Genomic DNA, 22120 nt, shown 5'->3' with positions numbered 1-22120 from the left:
GCCGTTACCACGATGATGTGAGCCGAATAAGAGCCGGAGTCCCTGCTCCCCTTCGCGTCACCCTTCGCAGCCGGCGTCGCTCTGCAGGGCGGCCGCCATCCAGCTTGCCGCAGGGATCGCCAGCAGCGGACAGGAGGCCCCGCGCAGCACCCGCTCCGTCTGGCTTCCGCGTAGCGCATCGAGGAAGCCGTTTCGCCCTTCGGTGGACATGACGATCAGGTCGGCCGTTCGTTCGCTCGCCGTCTCCAGAATGACATCCGTCACATCGCCTTGCTTGGTCAACCGCTCCCATTCCCACCCGGGGACATCCGGTAGCGGCACCTCCGGCCCCTGCCCTTCCTCTCCGACGTGCAGGAGCGTGAAGGCCCCTGCCGGGCAATTCAGTTGAAGCACGATTCGAACGGCGGCTTGAACCGCCGGCAGCGGGTCCGGCTGTGCGTCGATCGGGATCAGGATATGGCGAAGCGAGACCGACCCGTCGTCCAGAGACACAAATCCTTTCACACCATGCGGGATGAACAGGGTCATCAGCCTGGACTTGAGCGCCACGGGCGTCGCGACCGATTTCTCCAGCCATTGCATCCGACCCTTATTCTGATTGGTCGCGAGAACGAGCAGATCGGCGGCATGATTGCCGAGATAGCCGACGACCGCCTCCACCGGATCGGCCTGGCGGGTGATGACTTTTTTCACATCGATGCCGAGTTTCGGGACGGCGTTCCTGGGACTATTCGGCGGCAGCAGGCCCCACCGTTCAAGCGTTTCCCGCACGCCGGGAAACCCATCCCACTCAAGCTCTTCACCTCCGGCCACGTGCAGCATCGTCAGATCGGCCTTGGCAACCAGGGCTGCCTTGAGCGCGTGGGCGAAGGCTGTGGCGCTGGCCTCGCTGAAATCGGAAGGATGAAACACATGCTGCAACAGTGGGCCGGATATCATATGTATGGACCAATTCCCTTCCTGGTCAGAAGACTGCGGCTTCCTGCGCGCTCACAATGAACTGTTGAATACAGTTCCTCATGGCGGTCTTGATCATGACTTCAATCACGCCTTCGTTGTGACGGGCTTCGCAGGCGAACGCTTGTTGCGTTCCGTCTCCTTTGGTCGCCGTGAACGAGGCGGCTACTTCAAACACTCCCGGTTCCAGCAGAGCGTATTTTTCCACCACACCGGAGATCACCGGTGTCGCAGGCTGCGCCTGACCCTCCCCTTCCATTTGATTCACCTGATATCCCGAGTGCGTCAGCTCGCGCTTCATCGCGTCCGTGAACACCGTGCCGATCTCGCTGGATAGGAAGATGCGGCCGATCCCCTCCGACGGCACGCCAACTTCCCTTGGCCTCACCGCACCCTGCGTGGCCGGGCGATAGATGAAGTCCCGCACCTGTACAGGGCCCTGCCCCTTGACGTTGTTCGAGGGAACGTAGTCGAGCGAAATGATCAGTGGGCACCCGGACATGCACAGGCTCAGGACCACCAAAAGCCCTCGTCCGCGCAGGCCACGGAGAAGATCCGCTTTCAGAAAGGACTGTGCACGTAAGGACCTCAAGACACCTTCTCCAGAGGCGCCTCCACTGAACGGAGTCTTCCAGCATTTATTTGGCGGGAACACACGCTCAAGGACCGTTCACGCCAGAACCGGGAACTCGCGAGCGGCCAACCTATCAATGGCCCGTGACCGAGTCAAGGTTAAGCGACCGTTTTCACCCTCTCGCCGTATCGGGCCACTCCAACACCTGCTTGGCCTTCAAGATGATGACCGCCCGAAAATAGCGCCTTCAAAGGATGAAGGAGAGATTACCGCACCTGTCGGCCAGAGGCTGCCTCAGGGTCGGAGGACAAAGGAGATTGGGATTCCATGTATGCCTCGTGGCGGGCCTGCTGCCCGCCACGGGGAGCCCTGAGGAGTTGGACCAGGTGCTCTTGTTCTTACGAACAGCCGCTCGTGGCGCCGCAGCCCATGCACTTCAGACAGGTCCCGTTGCGGACCATCATGAACTGCTTGCATTCCGGGCAGGGATCGCCTTCATAGCCCTTTTGCCTGGCCTCCTGACGGACGGAGGTCACGGTCAGCGTCTCCCGCTTGAGCTCCAACTTATGGGCCACGCTGCCGTGCCCGTTCCCATGGCCATGTCCGTTCCCATGCAGCCCGTTCCTCCGCACCGGCAGGTGTTCGGTCAGGATTGAGGCCTTGGCCAGGGCCGACATGTCCGCTTCTTCCGCCTCACATTCCGGGTCCTGCTCGTCCTTCTTCATCGAATCCATCCGCAGGTCTTCCTCCTGGACCTGGGACAGGTCGGAGCGCTCCAAATAGGTGATGGCGAGCTCGCGGAAGATGTAGTCGATGATCGAGGTGGCCATCTTGATCCGGTCGTTCAGCTTCACCGGCCCGTTCGGCTCGAACCGAGTAAACACGAAGGCCTCGACGAATTCCTCCAGCGGCACTCCATGTTGCAGCCCCAATGAAATCGCGATCGCGAAATTGTTCATCAAGCTGCGGAAGGCGGCTCCTTCCTTGTGCATGTCCAGGAAGATTTCGCCCAAGGTCCCGTCCTCGTATTCACCGGTGCGCAGGTAAAGCTTGTGGCCTCCGATGATGGCCTTCTGCGTATAGCCGTTGCGGCGCGCCGGCAAGGGACGCCGCTTGGCCAGGTATCGGACCAGCACGCGTTCCGCCGCCTTCTCTGCGACGGTCATGACGGTGGGCGTTGCCTCCACTGCCTTGCCGCTGTCCGATGAGGCGTTCAAGGGTTGGCTCAGCTTCGATCCGTCCCGGTAAAGAGCGACGGCCTTGACCATGCTCTTCCAGGCAAATAGATAGGCTGCCTTCACGTCCTCCAACGTCGCGTCGGCCGGCATGTTGATCGTCTTGCTGATCGCCCCGCTGATGAAGGGCTGCGCCGCCGCCATCATGCGGATATGGGCATCGACCGCGATGTACCGTTGGCCGAGGCGCCCGCAGCGGTTCGCGCAATCAAAGATCGGCAGATGCTCCGGTTTCAGGTGCGGAGCCCCTTCGATCGTCATGGTGCCGCAACAATAGTCGTTGGCCGCGACCACATCCTCCTGGGTAAAGCCCAAGGCCTTCAACATATTGAAGGTCGGATCGGCCAACTGCGCCTCGGTGAGGCCCAGCTTTTCTCGGCAGAAGTCCTCGCCCAACGTGAACTTGTTGAACGCGAACTGGATTTCAAAGGCCTGGGCCAAGGAGCCTTCCAACCGTTCCAGCGCCGCATCATCGAACCCCTTCTGCCGCAGGCTCTCGTGGTTGACGCTCGGCGCGCCCTTGAGAGTTTGCCGGCCGACACAGTAGGACACGATGTCCTGGATCTGCGCGTCGCTATAGCCCAGAGCCGCGAGCGCCGGGGGCAGGCTCTGGTTGATAATCTTGAAGTAGCCGCCGCCCGCCAGCTTCTTGAACTTGACCAGGGCGAAGTCCGGCTCGATCCCGGTCGTATCGCAATCCATGACCAGCCCGATCGTCCCGGTCGGTGCAATGACCGTCACCTGGGCATTGCGGAAGCCGTAGGCCGTGCCGAGCTCCAGGGCCCGGTCCCAGGCGCGCCGTGCCGCCAATAGGATCTCCGGCGGGCAGTGCTCGGGTTGGATTGCCATCGGCTTGATCGTCAAGCCTTCATACTCACCAGCCGGCGCCCCATAGGCGGCCCGGCGGTGGTTGCGGATCACCCGCAGCATGGCCTCCCGGTTGCGCGCGTAACCGGGAAAGGGCGAGAGCTCCGCCGCCATTTCCGCGGATGCGGCGTAGGATTCGCCGGTCATGATGGCCGTGATTGCGCCGCAAATCGCCAGGGCCTTGGGCGAATCGTAGGGAATGCTCTGCCGCATCAAAATGGTCCCGAGGTTCGCGTAACCGAGGCCCAGCGTCCGGAACTCGTAGCTCTTCTGAGCAATGGCCCGGCTCGGGAAGGAGGCCATCAGCACGCTGATCTCCAGCGCGATCGTCCAGAGGCGCACGGCATGCCGGAAGGATTCCAAATCGAATTCCCCTTCGGCGTTGTAGAACTTGGCCAAGTTGAGCGAGGCCAGGTTGCAGGCCGTGTCGTCGAGGAACATGTACTCCGAGCAGGGATTGGAGGCGTTGATACGCCCATCTTCCGGGCAGGTATGCCACTCGTTGATCGTCGTGTCGTACTGCGTGCCGGGATCGGCGCAGATCCAAGCCGCCCAGGCGATCTTGTCCCAGAGGTCTCGCGCCTTGACCGTCTTGCTGACCTTGCCGTCGATCCGGCGCCGCAGCTCCCAGTCGCCGTCCCGCTCCAGGGCCTCGAAGAACCCGTTGGGAATGCGCACGCTGTTGTTGGAATTCTGACCCGACACGGTCTGATAGGCCTTGCCGTCCCAGTTGGTGTCGTACTCGTAGAAGACAAAATGCGTATAGCCCTGTCTGGCATAATCGAACATCCGCTGAATGTAGGCTTCCGGCACCATGTCGCGCCGGGCCGCGGACACCGCCTCGCGCAGGGCCGCATTCTTCTTCATGTCGAGTTCGACCTGACCCTGCCCCTCGCCGCCGGCCACCGTGCAGGCCTTCAAGACGGCGTTCAACCGCTGGGCGCAAATCTTCGAGCCGGTCACCATCGCGGCGACCTTCTGCTCTTCGACGACCTTCCAATCGATGAACTCCTCGATGTCCGGATGGTCGAGGTCGAGGCAGACCATCTTGGCCGCCCGCCTGGTCGTTCCGCCCGATTTGATCGCCCCTGCCGCGCGGTCGCCGATCTTCAGGAACGACATGAGCCCGGAGGACCGGCCGCCGCCGGACAAAGGCTCCCCGTCGCCCCGCAACCGGGAGAAGTTCGTCCCGGTCCCCGATCCGTATTTGAAGAGCCGCGCCTCACGGACCCACAGGTCCATGATGCCGTTCTCGTTGACCAGATCGTCTTCGATGGACTGGATGAAACAATTGTGCACGACCACGTTGTTGCACAGGTACTGACCGCTGGACGTCTGAATGTCGTAGACGGGCAGCACACCCAAGGCCTCGATTCGAGCGATGGTTTCTTCCCGCAAGCTCGGGAGAGCCTTGCCGGCAAAGTCGTGTGAGCAGGCGCGATCCAGCTTGCCCCGCTTGTCCTCCGAGACGAATCCGATGATGCTGCGAAACCGTTCCCGGGCCTGGGCATAGCCGATGGATACAAAATACGGGACCCGGCGATTCTCGCGCGTCTCGACGCCGCGCTGGACCCTGGCATAGATGCCGAGATTGAGGAGGAGCGCCTGGACATCGCGGGCCAACTGCTGGGACACCGTCGTCAGCACCACATCGGAGGTGCGGAAACGACGTGATCGCAGCCGAACCGTCCCGTCGGCCTGAAACAACGCCCTCAGATACGCGGCCTGCACCTCGCGGCCCCCTCTCCTCAACCCGCCGGCAATGCGCAGCTCTTCCTTGGGACCGCGCAGGAGGTCATATTGCTCCACGAAGGGGCGGAGGGCCTCCCCATACAGCCTGATCCGGCGCACATCCAGGCCGGGAGTCTGCGTGTCGACGGTCCGAACATGGTAGTGCACGTCCGGAAACACGCGCTGAATGCGATCCTGGACGAAGTGAAACTCATCCTTGTCGATCGTCAGAAATTCCAGCGTCAGGCTTCGATTGGTGCCGTGCTCGTATTGTCCGACGAAGCCATCACCATGAAGCCAGCCGACGAGGGCCGCCTCATCTTCCGCCCGTGAATCAGGCCGACTGTCCACGGCGGTGACGGTCGAGAGTTCCAATCGCATCCCTGGTGCAAGGGCGTTGACCCGAAGCCATTCGCCCCCGCTCCGTCGCTCCGATTTCGCCCACACCAGATGATCCGCTGTCGCATCGACGCAGATCCCGTTCTTGAGAACGATCCGGAACACGGGCTTCTGTCCATTGTCCTTCACGGCCACCACTTGCGCTGTGCCCCTCCCCTCCAGACGGCCATCGAACACCGTCAGGCCGACGAGCCCGCGAGCCACGATCTCTCCGATGGGAATGGGTCCGTCCGGCGTGGAGATCAGCGCATCGTACGGCTGGCAAGCATGAGGTTGCGGGTGCTCGAAGGCGTTGGCCGCCTTGACCACTTCACCGACCGTCGGATCGAAATAGTAGTGACCCTGTGCCGGTCCGGTCAGCCCATAGGCATAATGCAGCCCGGTATTGAACCACTGCGGCGAATTGGGCGCTGCCATCTGGCAGGCCAGCATGTAGCACATCTCGTCATGGAAGGCGGTCGCATCCTCGGCCGTCTTGAAGTACCCGTGGCCCTTTCCCCAATGGGTCCAGCAACCGGCCAACCGTTCGAACACCTGACGCGCATCCCGTTCGCCCCCGAGCACCGGCCTCCCGTCGGCGCCCGTCATCGGCTTGCCCTCTGCATCCACCTGGGGCACACCGGCCTTCCGGAAGTACTTCTGGGCGAGGATATCGATGGCCAACTGCGACCAGGATTCCGGCACATCGATGTTGTCCAGTTTGAAGACCGTGGACCCGTCCGGGTTCCGGATCTCGGACGACCGTTTCACGAACGTGATGCCCTCGTACGGGCCATGGCCGCGCTTTGTGAACCGACGTTCAATTCTCACGACTCCCTCCTTGGAGGTCACCGAGTGGGTGGATGGTGGTTGGGCTGAACCGCCGGAAACCAGGCTGTCGCGAACTGGAGATTCGGGGTTGTCGAACTGACCGCTGTTAGTCGTATGCTACATATAGCGATCTCTACATTTTGTCAACACTAAATGTTGTGGATTCACTGTGAATAGGAGGGAAATCCTGTGAATAGCGCCAAAGGCCCTCCAGACATGCTTTCGGCGATGATCCTGAGCGGTTATCCACATGGGTGAATTGGCAAAATCGGAGCATTTTTTCCTTCACCTGAGTCCATATTTCCAGGCGATACAGGGAGACTTTTCCCTACTCACCCGGTGCCATAGGGGAGTTTGACAATCCCACAGCCGCTCAGTAGCCTACCGCCCTCGCGATTCTTGGCTGTGCTCTGTGCAACAGCCTGTCCCGCCCTTCATTGCTCAATCCTGCTGAACGAGAGGAGGCCTTCATGTACGTGTGGAGCAAACAACTGGTCATGGCACTGCTTGGGATCTTTCTCCTGTTGCTTGGCCTGTTCCTGTTACAGGGTCCTGAAGAAGCAAGCAGCGGCTTGAAAGTCCATACGACCCAATGGATGTCGTTGAACTACGCAGGGCTCGTGATCTGGGTTTTCGTGTGGATGATCGATCAGGCCCGTGTGCGGGGGAAGAACGTGTGGCTCTGGCTGGTTCCGTTTCTCCTGGCTCCTTTGCCAACGTTGATGTTGTTCGTGTTGTTTCTCCAACGGCGGGTCAAGGCGTGACCACCCAGAACTTGCCGGTTCAGTCGATTGGGGAGGCGCCATTCGCCGTTCCCTCATAACGAGCAAGATTCTCCCGCAGGTGCCAGAGCAATAGAAGCCCCGGCAAGGCAGCGATGAAGGTAACGACAAAATAGGGAGCCCAGCCGATTGCCTCGACCAGTTGCGCCGAAGGACGCCCCAACAAGACCCGCCCCAATGCTTCAATTGAAGACAGCAGGGCGAACTGGGTCGCCGTGTACTTGTGGTGACAGAGCGCCATCACCAGAGCCACAAAGGCCGAGGTTCCCATGCCGCCGGAGAGATTTTCGCAAGCAATCGCGAAGACCAGCAGCGGGTAGCTCTTCCCTCCCCAGGCCAGCAGGACAAACGCCAGGTTCGAGACAGCCTGTAGCAGACCGAAGGCCAGCAGGGCCCGCACGAGTCCCAAGCGGGTCATGGCAAGCCCGCCGATCAAGGCGCCGGCCAAGGTGAGCCCCAGGCCCAGCCCCTTCATGACGCCGACGTCGGTCGCGGTGAACCCGACTCCCTTGATGAGAAACGCCGTGAGCAGGGTCCCGGCGAAGGCATCGCCGAGTTTGTACAGCGCGACCAAGCCCAGCAGAGTCCCGGCCTCTGTCCGTGAGAAGAATTCCTCCAACGGCCCGAGCACGGCTTCCCGCAACGACGAGGGCACCTGCTGCGAGGAGGTCGGTTCCTCTGCAGTCCCTACGGCCCAGAGCCCGACCAGCATGACAAACGCCATACAGGTATAGGTCGCAGGCCAACCGACCTGATCGGCCAGCACCAAGGCCAAGGAGCCGGCGACCAACAACGCGAAGCGGTAGCCGTTCACCCAGACCGCGGCGCCCAGCCCCCGTTCTTGCGGCCTGAGCGTCTCGGTCCGATAGGCATCGAAGACAATGTCCTGGGATGCCGACATGAATGCGACCGACAGGGCCACGATGCCCAGCAACCAGGGCCATTGGGAGGGATCAATCAGCGCCATGGCCAGAACGCCGACGATCAAGGAGGCCTGCGTGAGAACCATCCAGCCCCTCCGGCGGCCCAGCCAGGGCGGCACATAACGGTCCATCAACGGAGCCCAAAGAAACTTCAGCGTGTAGGGCAGGCCGACCAGCGTAAACACGCCGATCGTGCGCAGGTCGACTCCCGCGACGGTCAGCCAAGCTTGAAGCGTCCCGGAGGTCAAGGCGAGCGGAAGCCCCGACGCAAACCCCAAGGGCAGCATAAGCCCGATGCGACGATTCGCGAGTTGGCTGATTCGCATGAAACCTGGATGGTCAGGGCACGCAGGTGAAGCGAGGGCAGGATATCACTCTCTGCACGGGGACCGTACAAAATTACGGGAACCGGAGGACAGGACGGATGACGCTCAGCCAGGCGCGCTGTCGAAACCGGCGAGGAGAACCCGCGCTAACAGGCCTGACCGTTGAACAGGCAGGGTTTGTAGCGGCTGCGGTCAAACTCGACGTTTTCCTGATACACGCGCTCGTTGCCGTTGACCCCATCCTGCTCCGGATCATTCCACATCGTATGGTTCCACCAATAGAACAGCGGGAAGGACTCGGTGTTGTACACGGGGTTGCCGTAGTTGCTGCGGCTGTAATCCTGCACCATCCGTCCGGTGATGTAGTCCACCTCCCCATCGCCCTTCAGCGAGTAGAGGATGAGAAAGAGCCTGGCTTCGTGGTCATAGAGCTCATCGACCCGGGAATTCAATTCCGGCTCGGGTGGCAGGCTGCCGCTCGCCCAGCCGAGTTGATGCGGAGCAGCGAGGACCGCAGCCGCGACAATCAACCAACGCCATGCTTTCATGGAGATCGCTCCTCTCCGTTGTAGGAAGGACCAGCCAAGTGACGCACATCGTACCATGGGTCTTCAGGTCGTTCAACGCAACTGGGATAAGCCCGAGTCGATACGGATCCGTGAGCGGAATCGAAGCGACGGTTGCAGTGCATCGGCTTGTAGACCGACCGGTGCTTCCTTATAATCCGCTTTCCCATGAACGGCCTCGATACAATGAAACGCGCGACCCTCCATACGCTGGGTTGCCGGTTGAATCAGACTGAAACGGCGCACCTGGCCAGCCGCCTGATCAGCAAAGGCTACAGGCTGGTCGAATTCGGCGAACCGACTGATCTGCTGATCCTCAATACCTGCTCCGTCACGCAGGACGCAGAACGGGACTCTCGGCGGGCGGTCCGGAGCACCCTGCGCCATTCGCCCCGGGCCTTCGTCGCCGTGACCGGCTGCTATGCCCAGACCGGCATGGAGGCGTTGCGAGGGATGGACGGGATCGACATGGTCGTCGGGTCCCAGTTCAAGATGGCCTTGCCCGATCTTCTCCCCTCGCCGGACGCACTTTCGAAGCTGCCGTCATCTCGTATCCTCCATACAAGGCGGATTGCACGGGAGGAATTCGTCCTTGATGGGACCGCCGACTTCGACTGCACGAGGGCGACCCTCAAGGTTCAGGATGGCTGCGATGTCATGTGTACCTTCTGCATCATTCCGTTCGCGAGGGGCCGGTCCCGCAGCAGATCGCTCACCGACGTCCTGCGTGAAGCGGGCGAGTTGGCGGCCAAGGGCCATAAGGAATTGGTGCTCTCCGGCGTGAACATCGGGGAATACGAATCCGGCGGAGCAAAGCTGGTCGATCTCATCAAACTGTTGGAACTCCTCCCCGGCATCGAGCGGATCAGAATCTCCTCGATCGAGCCGACGACCGTGACCGACGAACTGCTCGACCACATGGCCAAATCGAACCGCCTCTGCCGGCACCTTCATGTCCCGCTGCAAAGCGGCAGCGATGTCATGCTCAAGGCCATGAACCGGCCCTACGGCGTCGAATATTACACCCGGCTCATCGAGCGGGCGGCCCGGCTCATTCCTGATGTCTGCATCGGCACGGATCTTCTGGTGGGTTTTCCGGGCGAACAGCCCGAACAGCATGAAGCCACCGTCTCGTTGGTTTCGGCCCTTCCGATCGCCTATTGTCACGTGTTCCCCTACTCGGCCCGACCGGGTACGCCGGCCGCCAAGATGGCCGGACAGGTCCCGGCCGCCACCGTCGCCGAGCGGACGGCCAACTTGACCGGCCTCTCCCGAGCCAAGCGACTGACCTACTATCGGCGATTCATCGGGCGCAGCCTGCCGGTGCTCTTCGAGCGGCCCGGCAAGGATTCGGAACGTACGGGCCTGACGGACAATTACCTCCGCGTGAGGATCTCGAGCGACGAAGATCTCGCCAATACCATCCGACCTGTCGAGATCACCGCCGCTCTGGATGGACTCGCATTGGGACACCTGCTATCTTCAACCCCGAGCGGCACGATGCCGCTGCCGCTGTTTGCATGAACCATCACTCACGATGAGCCATCCGCGCGTCCATATCGAAACGTTCGGCTGCCAGATGAACGAGTACGATTCGGAACTCGTCCGGTCGTTGCTCAAGCAGGAGGGGTTCCTCTTCACGGACGAGCAGGAAGCCGCCGACGTTATCCTGATGAACACCTGCGCGATCAGGGAACATGCCCACACCAGAGTCTACGGGCACCTCGCCGAACTGAAGACCATCAAGCGGCAACGGCCTCTGGTGGTCGGCGTCCTCGGGTGCATGGCGCAAAACCTGAAAAAGGAACTCACGGACTCCCAGCCTCTTGTGGACCTCATTGTCGGGCCTGACAGCTACCGCCAGCTTCCGGGGATGCTGAAGAAGGCCTGGCAGGGGTTGGCGGAGGGTGATGCGGGCCGCCAGATGGCGGTGGACCTGTCGGAGTATGAGACCTACGAAGGCATCCTGCCGGACCGGACGCCGGGGGTCAACGCCTGGATCGCCGTCATGCGCGGGTGCGACAATTTTTGCACCTTTTGCGTCGTGCCCTACACGCGGGGTCGCGAACGGTCGCGGGAGCCGGAGAGCATCTTGCACGAGACCCGTATCCTTGCGGAGCAAGGGCATAAGCAGGTCACCCTGCTCGGCCAGAACGTGAATTCCTATCGATACGACGGGTGGGATTTCGCAAGGCTGATCACTTCAGTCGCCGATGTCCCCGGGATCGAGCGGGTCCGGTTCACCTCACCCCACCCGAAAGACTTTCCCGTCCCGCTGCTGGAAGCCATCGCCTACCATCCCCGCATCTGCAAACACGTCCATCTGCCGCTTCAGGCGGGCAGTGACCGCATCCTCGCCTTGATGGATCGGACCTACACGAGACGGGAATATCTGGATCTGGTCGAGCGCATCAGGACGGCCAACCAGGGCATCGCCCTGACGACCGACCTCATTTGCGGGTTTTGCAGCGAATCGGAGGACGAGTTCCACGACACCCTGTCGGCGGTTGGAGCGGTGCGTTTTCATTCGGCGTTTATTTTCAAGTATTCGGAGCGCAAGAACACGATCGCGGCAAGGAAGTATCCGGACGATGTGCCGGAACCGGTCAAAGGAGAGCGCGTCAGCCGGCTCGTCGAGGTCCAGAGGCGAATCTCGTTGGCCCTCAACCAATCCAGAATCGGGCAAACCGTTTCCGTCCTGGTCGAAGGTGACGCAAAGAAATCGTCCTCCCAGTGGATGGGCAAGACGGATGATAACCTGACAGTGGTCTGGGACAAGGGCCAGGCAACCGGGACGGCGCCGGGCCAGCTCCGGTCGATCTTCATCGAAGGGGCAACCGCCGCCACCCTCTTCGGCCGCGAGGTTTCCACACGCGCGTCTACCTGACGACCAACCACTATCCGCGACTCCGACCGGAACCTCCACCTCAAGCCTCCAGCATCTTAACCGTGCACAAATTTCGACCTCTACGCACATATTGCGTACACTTCCTTCGCCGGGAACATCCGACCTGTACCAAGCACTTGCAATGGACCGGAAGATGACGCCGCAAGCCTGCAAACGCCGACCGTCACAGGCATCCGGCAAATCGGCCACAAATAGCGTCGGGATATCAATTTGTTAGCGCAACGCGCCACTATGAGTTTGTATTTCATGCATCCGGGTTTCCTTCAGAACTGCGGCTGGAAGACACTCGGTCAGACGATGAGTTGGCGGCAGGCACCTTATCGGGAAACCCAGGCATATCGCTTGCTTTACAAGGTTGCCCGAAGGCAACGACAACGTTGACTCTTTCACAAAGGATCACGGAACAGACATGAGTCTTGAAGCAGTCATCTCAATCGGACTGGTGGGCTGGATGGCACTGGGCTTTATCCTTATGGGCCTGGGCATCTGGTAGTCCTGCGAGTCTGACCGCACCTCCCCGTTCTCTGCGCTCCTGTCATGACCGTCAATCCCATCCTCATTCCCGAGGTGTCCCATGTGGAACCGAAAGCGGTATCGCGCTCCACGTCCGGCCGTTCAAGTCTCCGTCATGACGGTTCTGAGTCTGCTTCTATCGGCCGGTTGCTCCGGAGTCTCTCAAAACCCTAGCCAGTCTCAAGCCGACGCCCAAGGAACGGTCTCGTTCGAGGAGGTGGTCGACTGGTCCTTCGAGGCGAGCCATCCGATCACCATCAATCAGGATGCACTCAATCGAATGCTCCATGGAATTCGGGTCGGGACCCAGGCTTCGCCTGTGCTCACGGACAAGGATGTCGAGTTCCTGGCTCCCGCGCTGTCTTCGGCTTTGACGAAAGCCACCCCGGAGCAGGTCGTGGTCTTCCAGGTTTTCTCTCAGACCGGTTCCATCCCGGAAGCGACCGGAGGAACGATCTACGCCAAGGGGCCATCGATCTATCTCACCCTGACCCAATTCCGATCCAAACCGATCAGAACCGGCTTCTGGTCCTGGGTCTCCGGCAAGCCTTCGCCTTCGCAAGAGCTGACGGCCGGGACCCTCTCCTTCGTGCCTGAGTCAGCGGCGCGGACGCAGCGGGCCGCGCCTGAAACTGCCATGAACTACGGCAACCTTTCCACCTTGGTCATCGACCATCTCACCTTGGCTCGGCTGGCCGAACAGGAGCGCCTGGCTGCAACGGTGAAACCTCAGACCATTCCCGCACAGACAATCGACCCAAGCCATCGGCCGCCTGTCCAGTCTCAAGGAGGAACCACCGTCCTCGTACCGGCCAAGCCGCAGGCTCAGGCCCAGGAGAACACCGGACGGACGCCACAGGATCGACCGAGTTTTGTTCCGGCCGTCCAGGCTCCTCTGATCACGCCTCCATCCGGAACGACGAAAACTCCAGCCAACTCCCAACCGGCGCGCGAGACCCAGACCAAACCGAGCAAGCCGGTCAAAAGCAAGAAACCGTCGAAGCCGACTCAGGCGACTGTGAAGAAAGCTCCGCAGGCGGAAGCTCGGTAGCAGACAGACTACGAGGTAGGACAGAACTCGCTGTGCAGCAGGACCACGTCGCGAGACAGCGGCGTTCGGAAGGTCATCCTCGAATAACAGGCGTAGGTCACGTACACATCCTGGAGGCAATAGAGCGCCACCTCCTTTTCCTCTCCCCGTTCCCACATCGCCAGCACCTGCTGCCCGCTGCCCGATTTGGTATCCACCTGCAGCGCGCGAGCCAGGACATCCAACTTGATCCAGCCCCTCGTTTCCCAATTGCTCCAGACCGCCATCGTGTCATAGACGGGCTCGGTCCGAAACCGGGCGAGGTTGATCTCGACGGGAGGCTTCACCTGATGGATGATCGAACGCTTTTTAATGAAGGGCAGGTCGAACCCGAGCCCGTTGTGAGTGATATAGAGCGAGGGCCGTTCCCGCCCGATCCGCTGCCAGAACTGCTGGAGCAGCATCCGTTCGTCATTGCCGTACCAGGCGACCGCTCCCCTGGGCTCCATGTCGTCGCTGAACAGCACCAGGCCGATACAGACAATGCGGCTGAATGTCGCATCGAAACAGGACCGCTCGTACAGCTCATCCTCCGTCTTGCGCTGGGCCTCGGCATCCGCCAGCGCGAACAGATCCTCCGCCGGCGAGCCGGAATCGTGCAATACGCGCCCGGCCAATCTGGCCCATTCCTCCCGAGGCGCGGGAATCGTTTCAATGTCGAGCACCACCTTCATCGCTTACCGTGCTTAACTACCGGACGTTCACCAACGAGAAATTCACCCTGCCGCAGTTGCGCCAGCCCGGCCTGACGATCGCCGGTCACGGGAACGGCAAGGGCTCCGATCGAAGTTGCTCAATCAGGACGTGATCGGCCGGAGGAAACGCAAAGTCCGACAATTCTCCCGGCGTGACCCAGCGAAGCTCCGAGCAGCCCAGGGGCCTCGCTTCGCCCTCCTCGATCCGGCATCGAAAAAAATGCAGCTCCACGCGCCGCTCCGGATACTCGTGATTGACCACACAGAGGGGGATGGGCGTGCCGATCCGGACCGCCAACTCTTCCCACAGTTCCCGCTTTACACAATCGGCCGGAGCCTCGCCCGGGTCACACTTGCCGCCCGGGAATTCCCACAGGCCTCCCAAGTGGGCGTCCGCCTTTCTTCTCGCGATGAGATACCGCCCCCCTTGGCTGATCACTCCCGCCGCAACCCTGGTCACGGGCAGCGAGTCGCTCATATGGAACGGCCGTCGCAGGGATAGCTCTTGCAGAAGTTCTTCATGGGGCACAGCAGACAATAGGGGTCACGCGCCGTGCAGACCAACGCCCCGAAATCCATCACGGCCTGGTTGAAATCGTAGCCCTTCCCTTTGGGAATCAGCGCCTCGGACAGCGACCAGAGCAGGGATCTGTTCGACTTGGGGTCCCCCTGCCCGAGAAACACCCGCTGCAACACCCGCATCACGTTCGTGTCGAGGATCGGGGCATCCTGATTGAAGGCAAAGGCACGGATGGCGCCGGCCGTATACCGGCCGATCCCCTTGAAGGACAGCAGCTCGTCGGCCTCGCTGGGCAATTGACCTCCGTAGCGCGCCACCGTTTCTCTGGCGATGCTGTGCAACCGATAGGGCCGCACGTTGTACCCGAGGGGGTACCAGGTCGCGCGCACCTCCTCCGGCGGCGCCTTGGCCAGCGCGTCGAAGGTCGGAAAGCGATCGAGGAATTCATAGTACTTGGGAATCACCCGATCGACCTGCGTCTGCTGGAGCATGACTTCCGAGACCAAAATCTTGTACGGATCGGAGGTTCGCCGCCAGGGCAGATCGCGGCCGTATTCCCCATACCACTTCAACAGGGCCTGCGCAAAGCGCCGTTTTTCCGCCGCGCCGACCGGAACCGTTTGTTTGCCGCGACCGCGCGGGGAATTCCGCGGGGACGATGCCTTGCGCTGGCGGGATGGGCGTGTCTTGGCCATAAGAGTAAGAAGAAAGAGTGGGGCCGGATTGTAGAAATCTCCCGGCAGAAAGTAAACATCGGCCACTCTGACTTTGAGCAGGAGCCGATATTGCAATTCCGGGGGAGTCCTCCCTATTCTGAGGTAAGATGACAGTATCGGGTCGCGAAGCGTACCGAAGGACGCGAGACATGACCGGGAGCATCGATTGGCTCGGCCGGTCGCGCCAACAGCGCCGTTCTACTTAGATGGTCCGAGGCTGGCCACATAGAGCGGAAAGACGCCGGTCCGCGCGTCCGACACGTAACGGGCCAGCACATCGCGAATTACGGGAAAGGCCAGAGAATCCCAGGGAATTCGATCATGCACGAACAGGTCCACTTCCAAGCTCTCGGGGCCGGGACGATAGTCCGGCGCAGCCAATTGCCCTCGAAACACCATATAGACCTGCCCGATGTGGGGCATGCTCACGACCGCATACAATTGGCACGCCTGCACGATCGCCTGCGCCTCCTCCAGCGTTTCCCGGCAAGCCGCTTCCTCCGTCCCCTCGCCAAGTTCCATGAAGCCGGCCGGAAAGGTCCAGAATCCCATTCGCGGATCGATCGCTCGTCGACACAACAGGACGCTGTCCTCCCATTCCACGATGCAGCCCGCGACGATTTTGGGATTTTCGTACAGGATCGTCTCGCACAGATCGCACACCAGTCTCTGCAAGTGATCGCCGGGCGGGATTTTCCTGCCGAGGGGCGCCGCGCACTGGGGGCAAAACTTCATGGGTGCCGGTGACATCGCACGAGTTGTTGTTCCATGCATAGCATAGAGGCACGGCGCTTTGCACCAGGCAGGCGACTGTTCATCTTGGTTGCGCTTGTCTTCCTGGGAGCCTGCCGGTCCTCCCTGCCGGAATTGCCCATCATGCCCATCGAGCCCCCGCTGCCGCCAGGACTCAGCGTCGAGCCGGCGGTCGGGCGCCTGGCTCGCCAGGTTGTGCCCTTCCTTGAGTCCAACGTGGGCGCGCAAAATAAAGCGACCCTCTTGGCCCTCACCGGCGCGCGCACCTTTCCCGCCATCGGCAAGCGCGGCGACGCGCTGGATATCCTGCTGGACCCCTGGCAGGGCATGGCGCAACTGGAATCCTACGGGCTCCTTGTCAGCGCCCTCTCCAAACACGGGGTCGAGGGCCTGGACGACCTGTTGTTGACGCTTGAGAAGAGCCGGGTCAAGCCGGATCATGAAATTCTCGCGACCAAGCGGCTCGGCGGCGGCGAGAAGGCCCCAGGCGACACCCTGGCCGCCTTGCTCGAACAGGTGAAGCACCATTGCGATCGTGCCATGCGGCGTCTGTCGACGGAAGATCGACAGTTTCTCTTCGATCATGCGATGAAGTTTCTCGATGACTTCAGCCCTCAGTTTGCGGACCCAGACAGCCAGACGAAATTCCTGCTCTACAGCAACCGGCGCTATATCCAACTGATCCAGGAATATGTCGAGTACGATGCGCTGGTCACAGCCGCCCAGCTCGCGACGAAACTCGGCAGCATGGATCTGCTGCGCGATTTGAACGAGGCCCTCCGCACGGCGCCCAAGATCAAGAAACCGCCGGAAGGCGTGAAGGGGGACGTGCTGCTCGTCCGGGAGACCTCGGCCGGCACGATCGTGGTGGGAGGACCCGGCCCCAATACCTACCAGCTCGACGGTCGGATCGCCTTGATCATCGATCTCGGCGGCGACGACATCTACCGGGGCGCCGTCGCGGCGCCCGGCCATGTGGACCAGTCGGTCCATATCGTGATCGATCTGGCCGGCAATGATGCCTACTCTCCAAGCATGCCCCTCGGCCTTGCGACGGGACGCGGAGGCATCGGACTCCTCATCGACAAATCCGGCAACGACAGTTACGAGTTGCTCGAAGGGTCCGGAGGAACCGGGTTTGCGGGCATCGGCCTCCTGTACGACGAAAAGGGCAACGACATCTATACAGGCTCCAAATTCACCCAAGGTGCCGCGATCGGCGGGTTGGGCCTGCTCGTGGATGTCGAAGGGGACGATCAATATCACAGCTTCGGTTATGCCATCGGATTTGCCGGCCCGGGCGGCATCGGCGTCGCCGCCGACCTGTCAGGCCACGATAATTACCAATGCGGCGGCAAGTACCCGAGTGTCTACAATGTTGTTGATGTTCCGGACGGAGATCCGAACAATCCCCTGTATCAATTCGAGTGCTTCGGCGTCGGGGTCGGATCGGGCATCCGCATCCTGTCCAAGAACCAGGACGACCTGGCCTACGCCCTCGCGGGCGGTCTTGGGATGTTGCTCGACCTGGAAGGGGACGACCATTACCAGACGGCCAACTTTTCTCAAGGGACCGGCTATTTCTTCGGCATCGGGGTCAAGCTGGATCTGGGAGGAAACGACGACCACTTGGCCGCCCGCTACGGCCTGGCAGCCGGCGCGCACTATGGAGCCGGCCTCTTCATCGACTACCGGGGGGCGGACTACTACGACTCGACCGGTCCCCATTACAACGCGGGAGCAGCCTGGGATGTGAGCGTCATGCTCGGCATCGACGCCGGCACGGATGACGACACCTACTCATTCGAACGTTCCAACGGTCTGGGGGTCGGCCACCACAATGCCTGGAGCGCCTTCATCGAAGAAGGAGGGAAGGATCGCTACCTTGTCCCGCGCGGGCTCGGCCTGGCCGAAGGCGGCAGCGTGGCGAGCTTCTTCGACCTGGCAGGCGCCGACTACTATGCCCGCAATTTTCCCAACGGCAGCGGCAGGCGCAGCAACCAAGACACGGTCTCGGATAGTCCCGGGTCCCTGTTCATGGATCGACAGTGAGCGCCGGTCGGACAACTCCTCGAAAAGCTTGAGCTTGCGCCTCCGGCCGCTCCGCTTCTCCCCTCGCCCGGCCTCCGATTGCTTGACTTCGTTCCGCCCGTGCCTATCTACAGTTACGTGCCGATGCCTGTCTGCGGCCCGTAAAGGAGAAGATAGACCATGAGCGACGAGACCAATCTCACGACCCTGCCGATCGTGCCGGTCAAACGAACCGTCCTGTTTCCCGGTGTCATGATGCCGGTGACGATCGGCCGGCCACGGTCGATCGCGGCGGTTGAAGCCGCTTCCAAGTCCGAGGACAAGACACTCCTCATCGTGGCCCAGCGTCAGCCGGACCTCGAACAGCCGACGCAGACCGATCTCTATGCGATCGGAACCAAAGCCATCATCAAGCAGATCGGCCGCACGCCCGACGGCCAATTGCACACGCTCGTGCAGGGAGTGGACCGTCAGGTGCTGATCAAGCTCGAGCGGCTGGATCCCTTCCTGGAAGGGCGAGTGCGGCCCCTGTCGCTGGAGGGCGAGAGCGGAGCGGAGGCCGACGCGCTGCATCGGGCCATCATCGATTTGACGGGCGAGTTGACCAAGCTGGTGCAGACCAGCGGCGTGACCGAAGCGTTGCTCTCCCTGGGCATGGACCCGGACCCGATTTCCCTGGCCTATCGCGTGGCCTCGTTGTTGAACTTGACGCTGGCCGAGGAGCAGGCCTTGCTCGAAGCCTCCACGCGCGAGGACCTTCTCCGCAACGTCTACGCGGCCTTGGCCCGCGAGGTCCAGATTCTCCAGCTTCGCAACAAGATCGCGAGCGACGCGCAGGAGAAAATCGGAAAGACCCAGCGCGAGTACATCCTCCGCGAACAACTGAAAGCGATTCAGCGGGAACTCGGCGAGGACGAGGACGAGGAAGGCGATGTGGCCGAACTGCGGCGTCGCATCCGCGAGGCCGACCTTCCCGAATCGGTCAAGAAGGACGCGGAGCGGGAGCTTGCCCGCCTGGCCAAGCTGCCCCCGTCGGCCGGGGACCATCAGGTCATCCGCAATTATCTCGAGCTGGTGCTCGAATTGCCTTGGAAGAAGTCCTCGGAGGACAGCCTGGAGCTGGCCCGAGTGCGCCAGGTGCTGGACGAGGACCACTACGGGATCAAGGAAGTCAAGGAGCGGATCGTCGAGCATCTGGCAGTCTTGAAGCTCAACCCGACCGCGAAGGCGCCGATCCTGTGTCTCGTCGGGCCTCCCGGCGTCGGCAAGACGAGTCTCGGCCAATCCGTCGCGCGCGCGCTCGGCCGCAAGTTTGAGCGGGTGAGTTTGGGCGGAGTGCATGACGAGGCGGAACTGCGGGGCCACCGGCGGACCTACGTGGGCGCCATGCCCGGCAGCATCATCCAGGCGTTGCGGCGCGCGGGGGTGAATAACCCGGTCGTGATGCTGGACGAAGTGGACAAGGTGGGCCGTGATTTCCGGGGCGATCCGGCCGCGGCCCTGTTGGAAATTCTCGATCCGGCGCAGAACCACACGTTTCGGGATCACTATCTGGATCTGCCGTTCGATCTCTCCAAGATCATGTTCATCACGACGGCGAACACGTTGGATCCCATTTCGCAGCCGCTCCTGGACCGGATGGAGGTCATCCGGCTTCCGGGCTACAGCGAGCAGGAGAAGTTCGAGATCGCGCAGCGCTACCTCTGGCCCCGGCGGGTTCAAGAGGCCGGCCTCAAGCGGGAGTTGGTCCGGCTCTCGCCGGAACTCCTGACGTTGGTCATCGCCCGCTACACCAGAGAGGCGGGGGTGCGTCAGCTCGAACAACAGCTCGGCAAGCTCGCCCGCAAGATCGCGCTGAAGATCGCCGAATCGCCGGCTGAGCAAGCGGAGTCGGCGATCGAGATCACGAAGGAGGAGGTGCAGGAATGGCTGGGGACCGAACGGTTCCAGCCGGAGGAGATCCGGAAGGAACTGCCTCCCGGCGTGGCGACCGGCTTGGCCTGGACGCCGACCGGGGGCGATGTCCTCTACGTGGAGACCAGTCTCCTGCCTGGCAGCCACGACCTGACCTTGACGGGACAACTCGGAGAGGTGATGCAGGAATCGGCGCGGGCGGCGCGGAGCTACCTCTGGTCCCACGCCGAAGGCATGGGGCTCGACATCTCCCGCTTCAAGCGGAACGGGCTGCACATCCACGTTCCGTCGGGCGCCATCCCCAAGGACGGCCCATCCGCCGGGGTCACGATGGCGACGGCCTTGGCTTCGGCCTACACGGGGGTGCCGGTGCGGCGGGATACGGCCATGACCGGAGAGATCAGCCTGAGCGGCCTGGTTCTGCCGGTGGGAGGGATCAAGGAAAAGGTGCTGGCGGCTCACAGGGCCGGCATCACCCGCGTCATCCTTCCCAAGGCCAACGAGAAGGATCTCAAGGAGGTGCCGGAAGAGGTGCACAAGGCCGTGCAGTTCATCCTTGCCGAGCGGATCGACGACGTGCTGCGCGCGGCTATCGAAGAAACCGGCGAGGCGGCAGCAAAAAAGACCGGTCAGGCCGCTGCTGCCGAGACGGTCGAAGTCCTGTAGGCTGATCGGTTGCACGAAGGGGGCCGGCCACTTGGCCGGCCCCTTTTTTTTTTTTTGCACCAGCGGCAAGAAGGGCTGGCAGAAATCTGAAGGACCGTCTCGGTTATCCGCCCGAGGCCAGCCTCCAGAGGGCGGAGATCCCCCACAGCACCAGCACAATCGCCCCGATGATGACAAGCAGGGTGGCGGTTCCCAGAGACAGGACGAAGAGCCAGTCTTGAAGGGTCGAAGGTCGCCGCTCCGCCGCCGCATGCCGGCGCAGCAGCTCGGCGTTCCGGACGTTGCTGCGGAACCAGACGGAGAATGCATCCCCCACGAGCGGCACCGCGCCGACGATCGCATTGATCGCCATGTTGGAAGACATTCGAACCAGGACGATGCGCGGGACTTGAAGCTTGGCGGCAAGAATGAGGATCGTGGACCCGATCAGGCTTGCCACCGCATCGCCCGCCCCAGGCAGGAGGCCGAGCAGCGGATCAAGTCCGAACCTGATGCCGGTGCCAGGAATCTGAAACGACGTGTCCAGGATTCGCGCGATCAGGTCGGCGAACCGGCGCAGATCCTCCCGTTGATCCTGGCTCAGATCCGGTTCCCGTTCAACAGGCCGGCGGGCTGATTGTTTCATCGCCATCCTTATGAGAGACTGGTGTTGGTCGTCGAGGTCTGGCCGAGCCGGTGAACCGGAAGCCGGCGCATCGGCGGTCCATTCCAAGCAGGAGGACGAACCATGGACATCCCCGCAACTATCGTGAAGGTCGTCAAGACCGATGAGCAGTGGCGACAATCACTGACGCCGGAGCAGTACCAGGTCCTGCGGAAGGAAGCCACTGAACGGGCCTTTTTCAACGCCTATCATGACAACAAGCAGGCCGGTCTCTATCTCTGCGCCGGATGCGAGCTTCCACTCTGGTCATCCGAGCACAAATATGACAGCGGCACAGGCTGGCCGAGCTTCTGGCAGCCGGTCGCCTCTCATGTGATCGGCACCAAGACCGATTTCCACCTGCTGTATCCCCGTACGGAAGTCCATTGCGCGCGATGCGAGGGCCATCAAGGCCACATCTTCAAGGACGGCCCGAGGCCGACGGGACTACGGTATTGCATCAACTCGGCCGCGATCAAGTTCGTCGCGTCCTAGCATTTG

At 61.8% G+C, this 22120-nt stretch carries 17 protein-coding genes; 7 read left to right on the top strand and 10 right to left on the bottom strand.

What is annotated here, in order from left to right; all coding sequences use genetic code 11:
- Positions 1-57 precede the first annotated feature (57 nt).
- The 3 genes from QWI75_RS11340 to QWI75_RS11330 all read right to left on the bottom strand — a co-directional run bounded on the left by QWI75_RS11340 (position 58) and on the right by QWI75_RS11330 (position 6573).
- Positions 58-939, bottom strand: a complete 882-nt coding sequence (locus QWI75_RS11340; RefSeq protein ID WP_289268684.1) for a universal stress protein — start codon at positions 937-939, stop codon at positions 58-60.
- Positions 940-964: 25 nt separating this feature from the next.
- Positions 965-1459 carry a hypothetical protein gene (locus QWI75_RS11335; RefSeq protein WP_289268683.1) on the bottom strand — a complete coding sequence of 165 codons (495 nt, stop codon included), beginning with the start codon at positions 1457-1459 and terminating at the stop codon, positions 965-967.
- Between the two features lie 470 nt (positions 1460-1929).
- Entirely contained in the window at positions 1930-6573 is a 4644-nt protein-coding gene (locus QWI75_RS11330; RefSeq protein WP_289268682.1) for an adenosylcobalamin-dependent ribonucleoside-diphosphate reductase, read from the bottom strand.
- A 470-nt stretch (positions 6574-7043) separates the two neighbouring features.
- Between QWI75_RS11330 and QWI75_RS11325 the strand changes: the two genes are divergently transcribed.
- Positions 7044-7337: a hypothetical protein gene (locus QWI75_RS11325; protein WP_289268681.1), complete on the top strand. Its 294-nt coding sequence runs from the start codon at positions 7044-7046 to the stop codon at positions 7335-7337.
- Positions 7338-7356: 19 nt separating this feature from the next.
- On the opposite strand, the gene QWI75_RS11320 is transcribed toward QWI75_RS11325, so the two are convergent.
- A complete protein-coding gene (locus tag QWI75_RS11320) occupies positions 7357-8604 on the bottom strand; it encodes an AmpG family muropeptide MFS transporter (RefSeq protein ID WP_289268680.1) in 1248 nt (415 codons plus the stop codon).
- A gap of 146 nt (positions 8605-8750) precedes the next feature.
- A complete protein-coding gene (locus tag QWI75_RS11315) occupies positions 8751-9152 on the bottom strand; it encodes a hypothetical protein (protein WP_289268679.1) in 402 nt (133 codons plus the stop codon).
- Between the two features lie 204 nt (positions 9153-9356).
- Here QWI75_RS11315 and mtaB point away from each other — a divergent pair, with 204 nt between their 5' ends.
- The 3 genes from mtaB to QWI75_RS11300 all read left to right on the top strand — a co-directional run bounded on the left by mtaB (position 9357) and on the right by QWI75_RS11300 (position 13642).
- Positions 9357-10694, top strand: a complete 1338-nt coding sequence (gene mtaB / locus QWI75_RS11310; RefSeq protein ID WP_289268678.1) for a tRNA (N(6)-L-threonylcarbamoyladenosine(37)-C(2))-methylthiotransferase MtaB — start codon at positions 9357-9359, stop codon at positions 10692-10694.
- Between the two features lie 13 nt (positions 10695-10707).
- A complete protein-coding gene (gene miaB / locus QWI75_RS11305) occupies positions 10708-12057 on the top strand; it encodes a tRNA (N6-isopentenyl adenosine(37)-C2)-methylthiotransferase MiaB (RefSeq protein WP_289268677.1) in 1350 nt (449 codons plus the stop codon).
- Between the two features lie 595 nt (positions 12058-12652).
- Entirely contained in the window at positions 12653-13642 is a 990-nt protein-coding gene (locus QWI75_RS11300) for a hypothetical protein (RefSeq protein ID WP_289268676.1), read from the top strand.
- 8 nt (positions 13643-13650) lie between these two features.
- Here QWI75_RS11300 and QWI75_RS11295 read toward each other — a convergent pair whose 3' ends face one another.
- From QWI75_RS11295 to QWI75_RS11280, 4 genes are all read right to left on the bottom strand, one after another.
- A complete protein-coding gene (locus tag QWI75_RS11295) occupies positions 13651-14355 on the bottom strand; it encodes a 3'-5' exonuclease (protein ID WP_289268675.1) in 705 nt (234 codons plus the stop codon).
- An 85-nt stretch (positions 14356-14440) separates the two neighbouring features.
- A complete protein-coding gene (gene mutT, locus QWI75_RS11290) occupies positions 14441-14854 on the bottom strand; it encodes an 8-oxo-dGTP diphosphatase MutT (protein ID WP_289268674.1) in 414 nt (137 codons plus the stop codon).
- Complete coding sequence (locus QWI75_RS11285) at positions 14851-15687, bottom strand: A/G-specific adenine glycosylase (protein WP_289268673.1); 837 nt, start codon at positions 15685-15687, stop codon at positions 14851-14853. The genes mutT and QWI75_RS11285 overlap by 4 nt, the downstream gene beginning before the upstream one ends.
- A gap of 123 nt (positions 15688-15810) precedes the next feature.
- Positions 15811-16347, bottom strand: coding sequence for an NUDIX hydrolase (locus QWI75_RS11280; protein ID WP_370693636.1), 537 nt, complete (start codon positions 16345-16347; stop codon positions 15811-15813).
- Between the two features lie 33 nt (positions 16348-16380).
- Here QWI75_RS11280 and QWI75_RS11275 point away from each other — a divergent pair, with 33 nt between their 5' ends.
- On the top strand, positions 16381-18417 hold the full coding sequence (locus QWI75_RS11275) for a hypothetical protein (protein ID WP_289268671.1): 2037 nt from the start codon (positions 16381-16383) through the stop codon (positions 18415-18417).
- 159 nt (positions 18418-18576) lie between these two features.
- Entirely contained in the window at positions 18577-20976 is a 2400-nt protein-coding gene (gene lon, locus QWI75_RS11270) for an endopeptidase La (RefSeq protein ID WP_289268670.1), read from the top strand.
- A gap of 103 nt (positions 20977-21079) precedes the next feature.
- On the opposite strand, the gene QWI75_RS11265 is transcribed toward lon, so the two are convergent.
- Entirely contained in the window at positions 21080-21601 is a 522-nt protein-coding gene (locus QWI75_RS11265; RefSeq protein ID WP_289268669.1) for a DUF4112 domain-containing protein, read from the bottom strand.
- Between the two features lie 102 nt (positions 21602-21703).
- Between QWI75_RS11265 and msrB the strand changes: the two genes are divergently transcribed.
- A complete protein-coding gene (msrB, locus tag QWI75_RS11260; RefSeq protein ID WP_289268668.1) occupies positions 21704-22114 on the top strand; it encodes a peptide-methionine (R)-S-oxide reductase MsrB in 411 nt (136 codons plus the stop codon).
- The last annotated feature ends 6 nt before the right edge of the window (positions 22115-22120 follow it).

The organism is Nitrospira tepida, from assembly GCF_947241125.1.
GTDB classification, from domain to species: Bacteria; Nitrospirota; Nitrospiria; order Nitrospirales; family Nitrospiraceae; genus Nitrospira_G; species Nitrospira_G tepida.
This window is presented reverse-complemented; position numbering and strand designations above follow the sequence as displayed.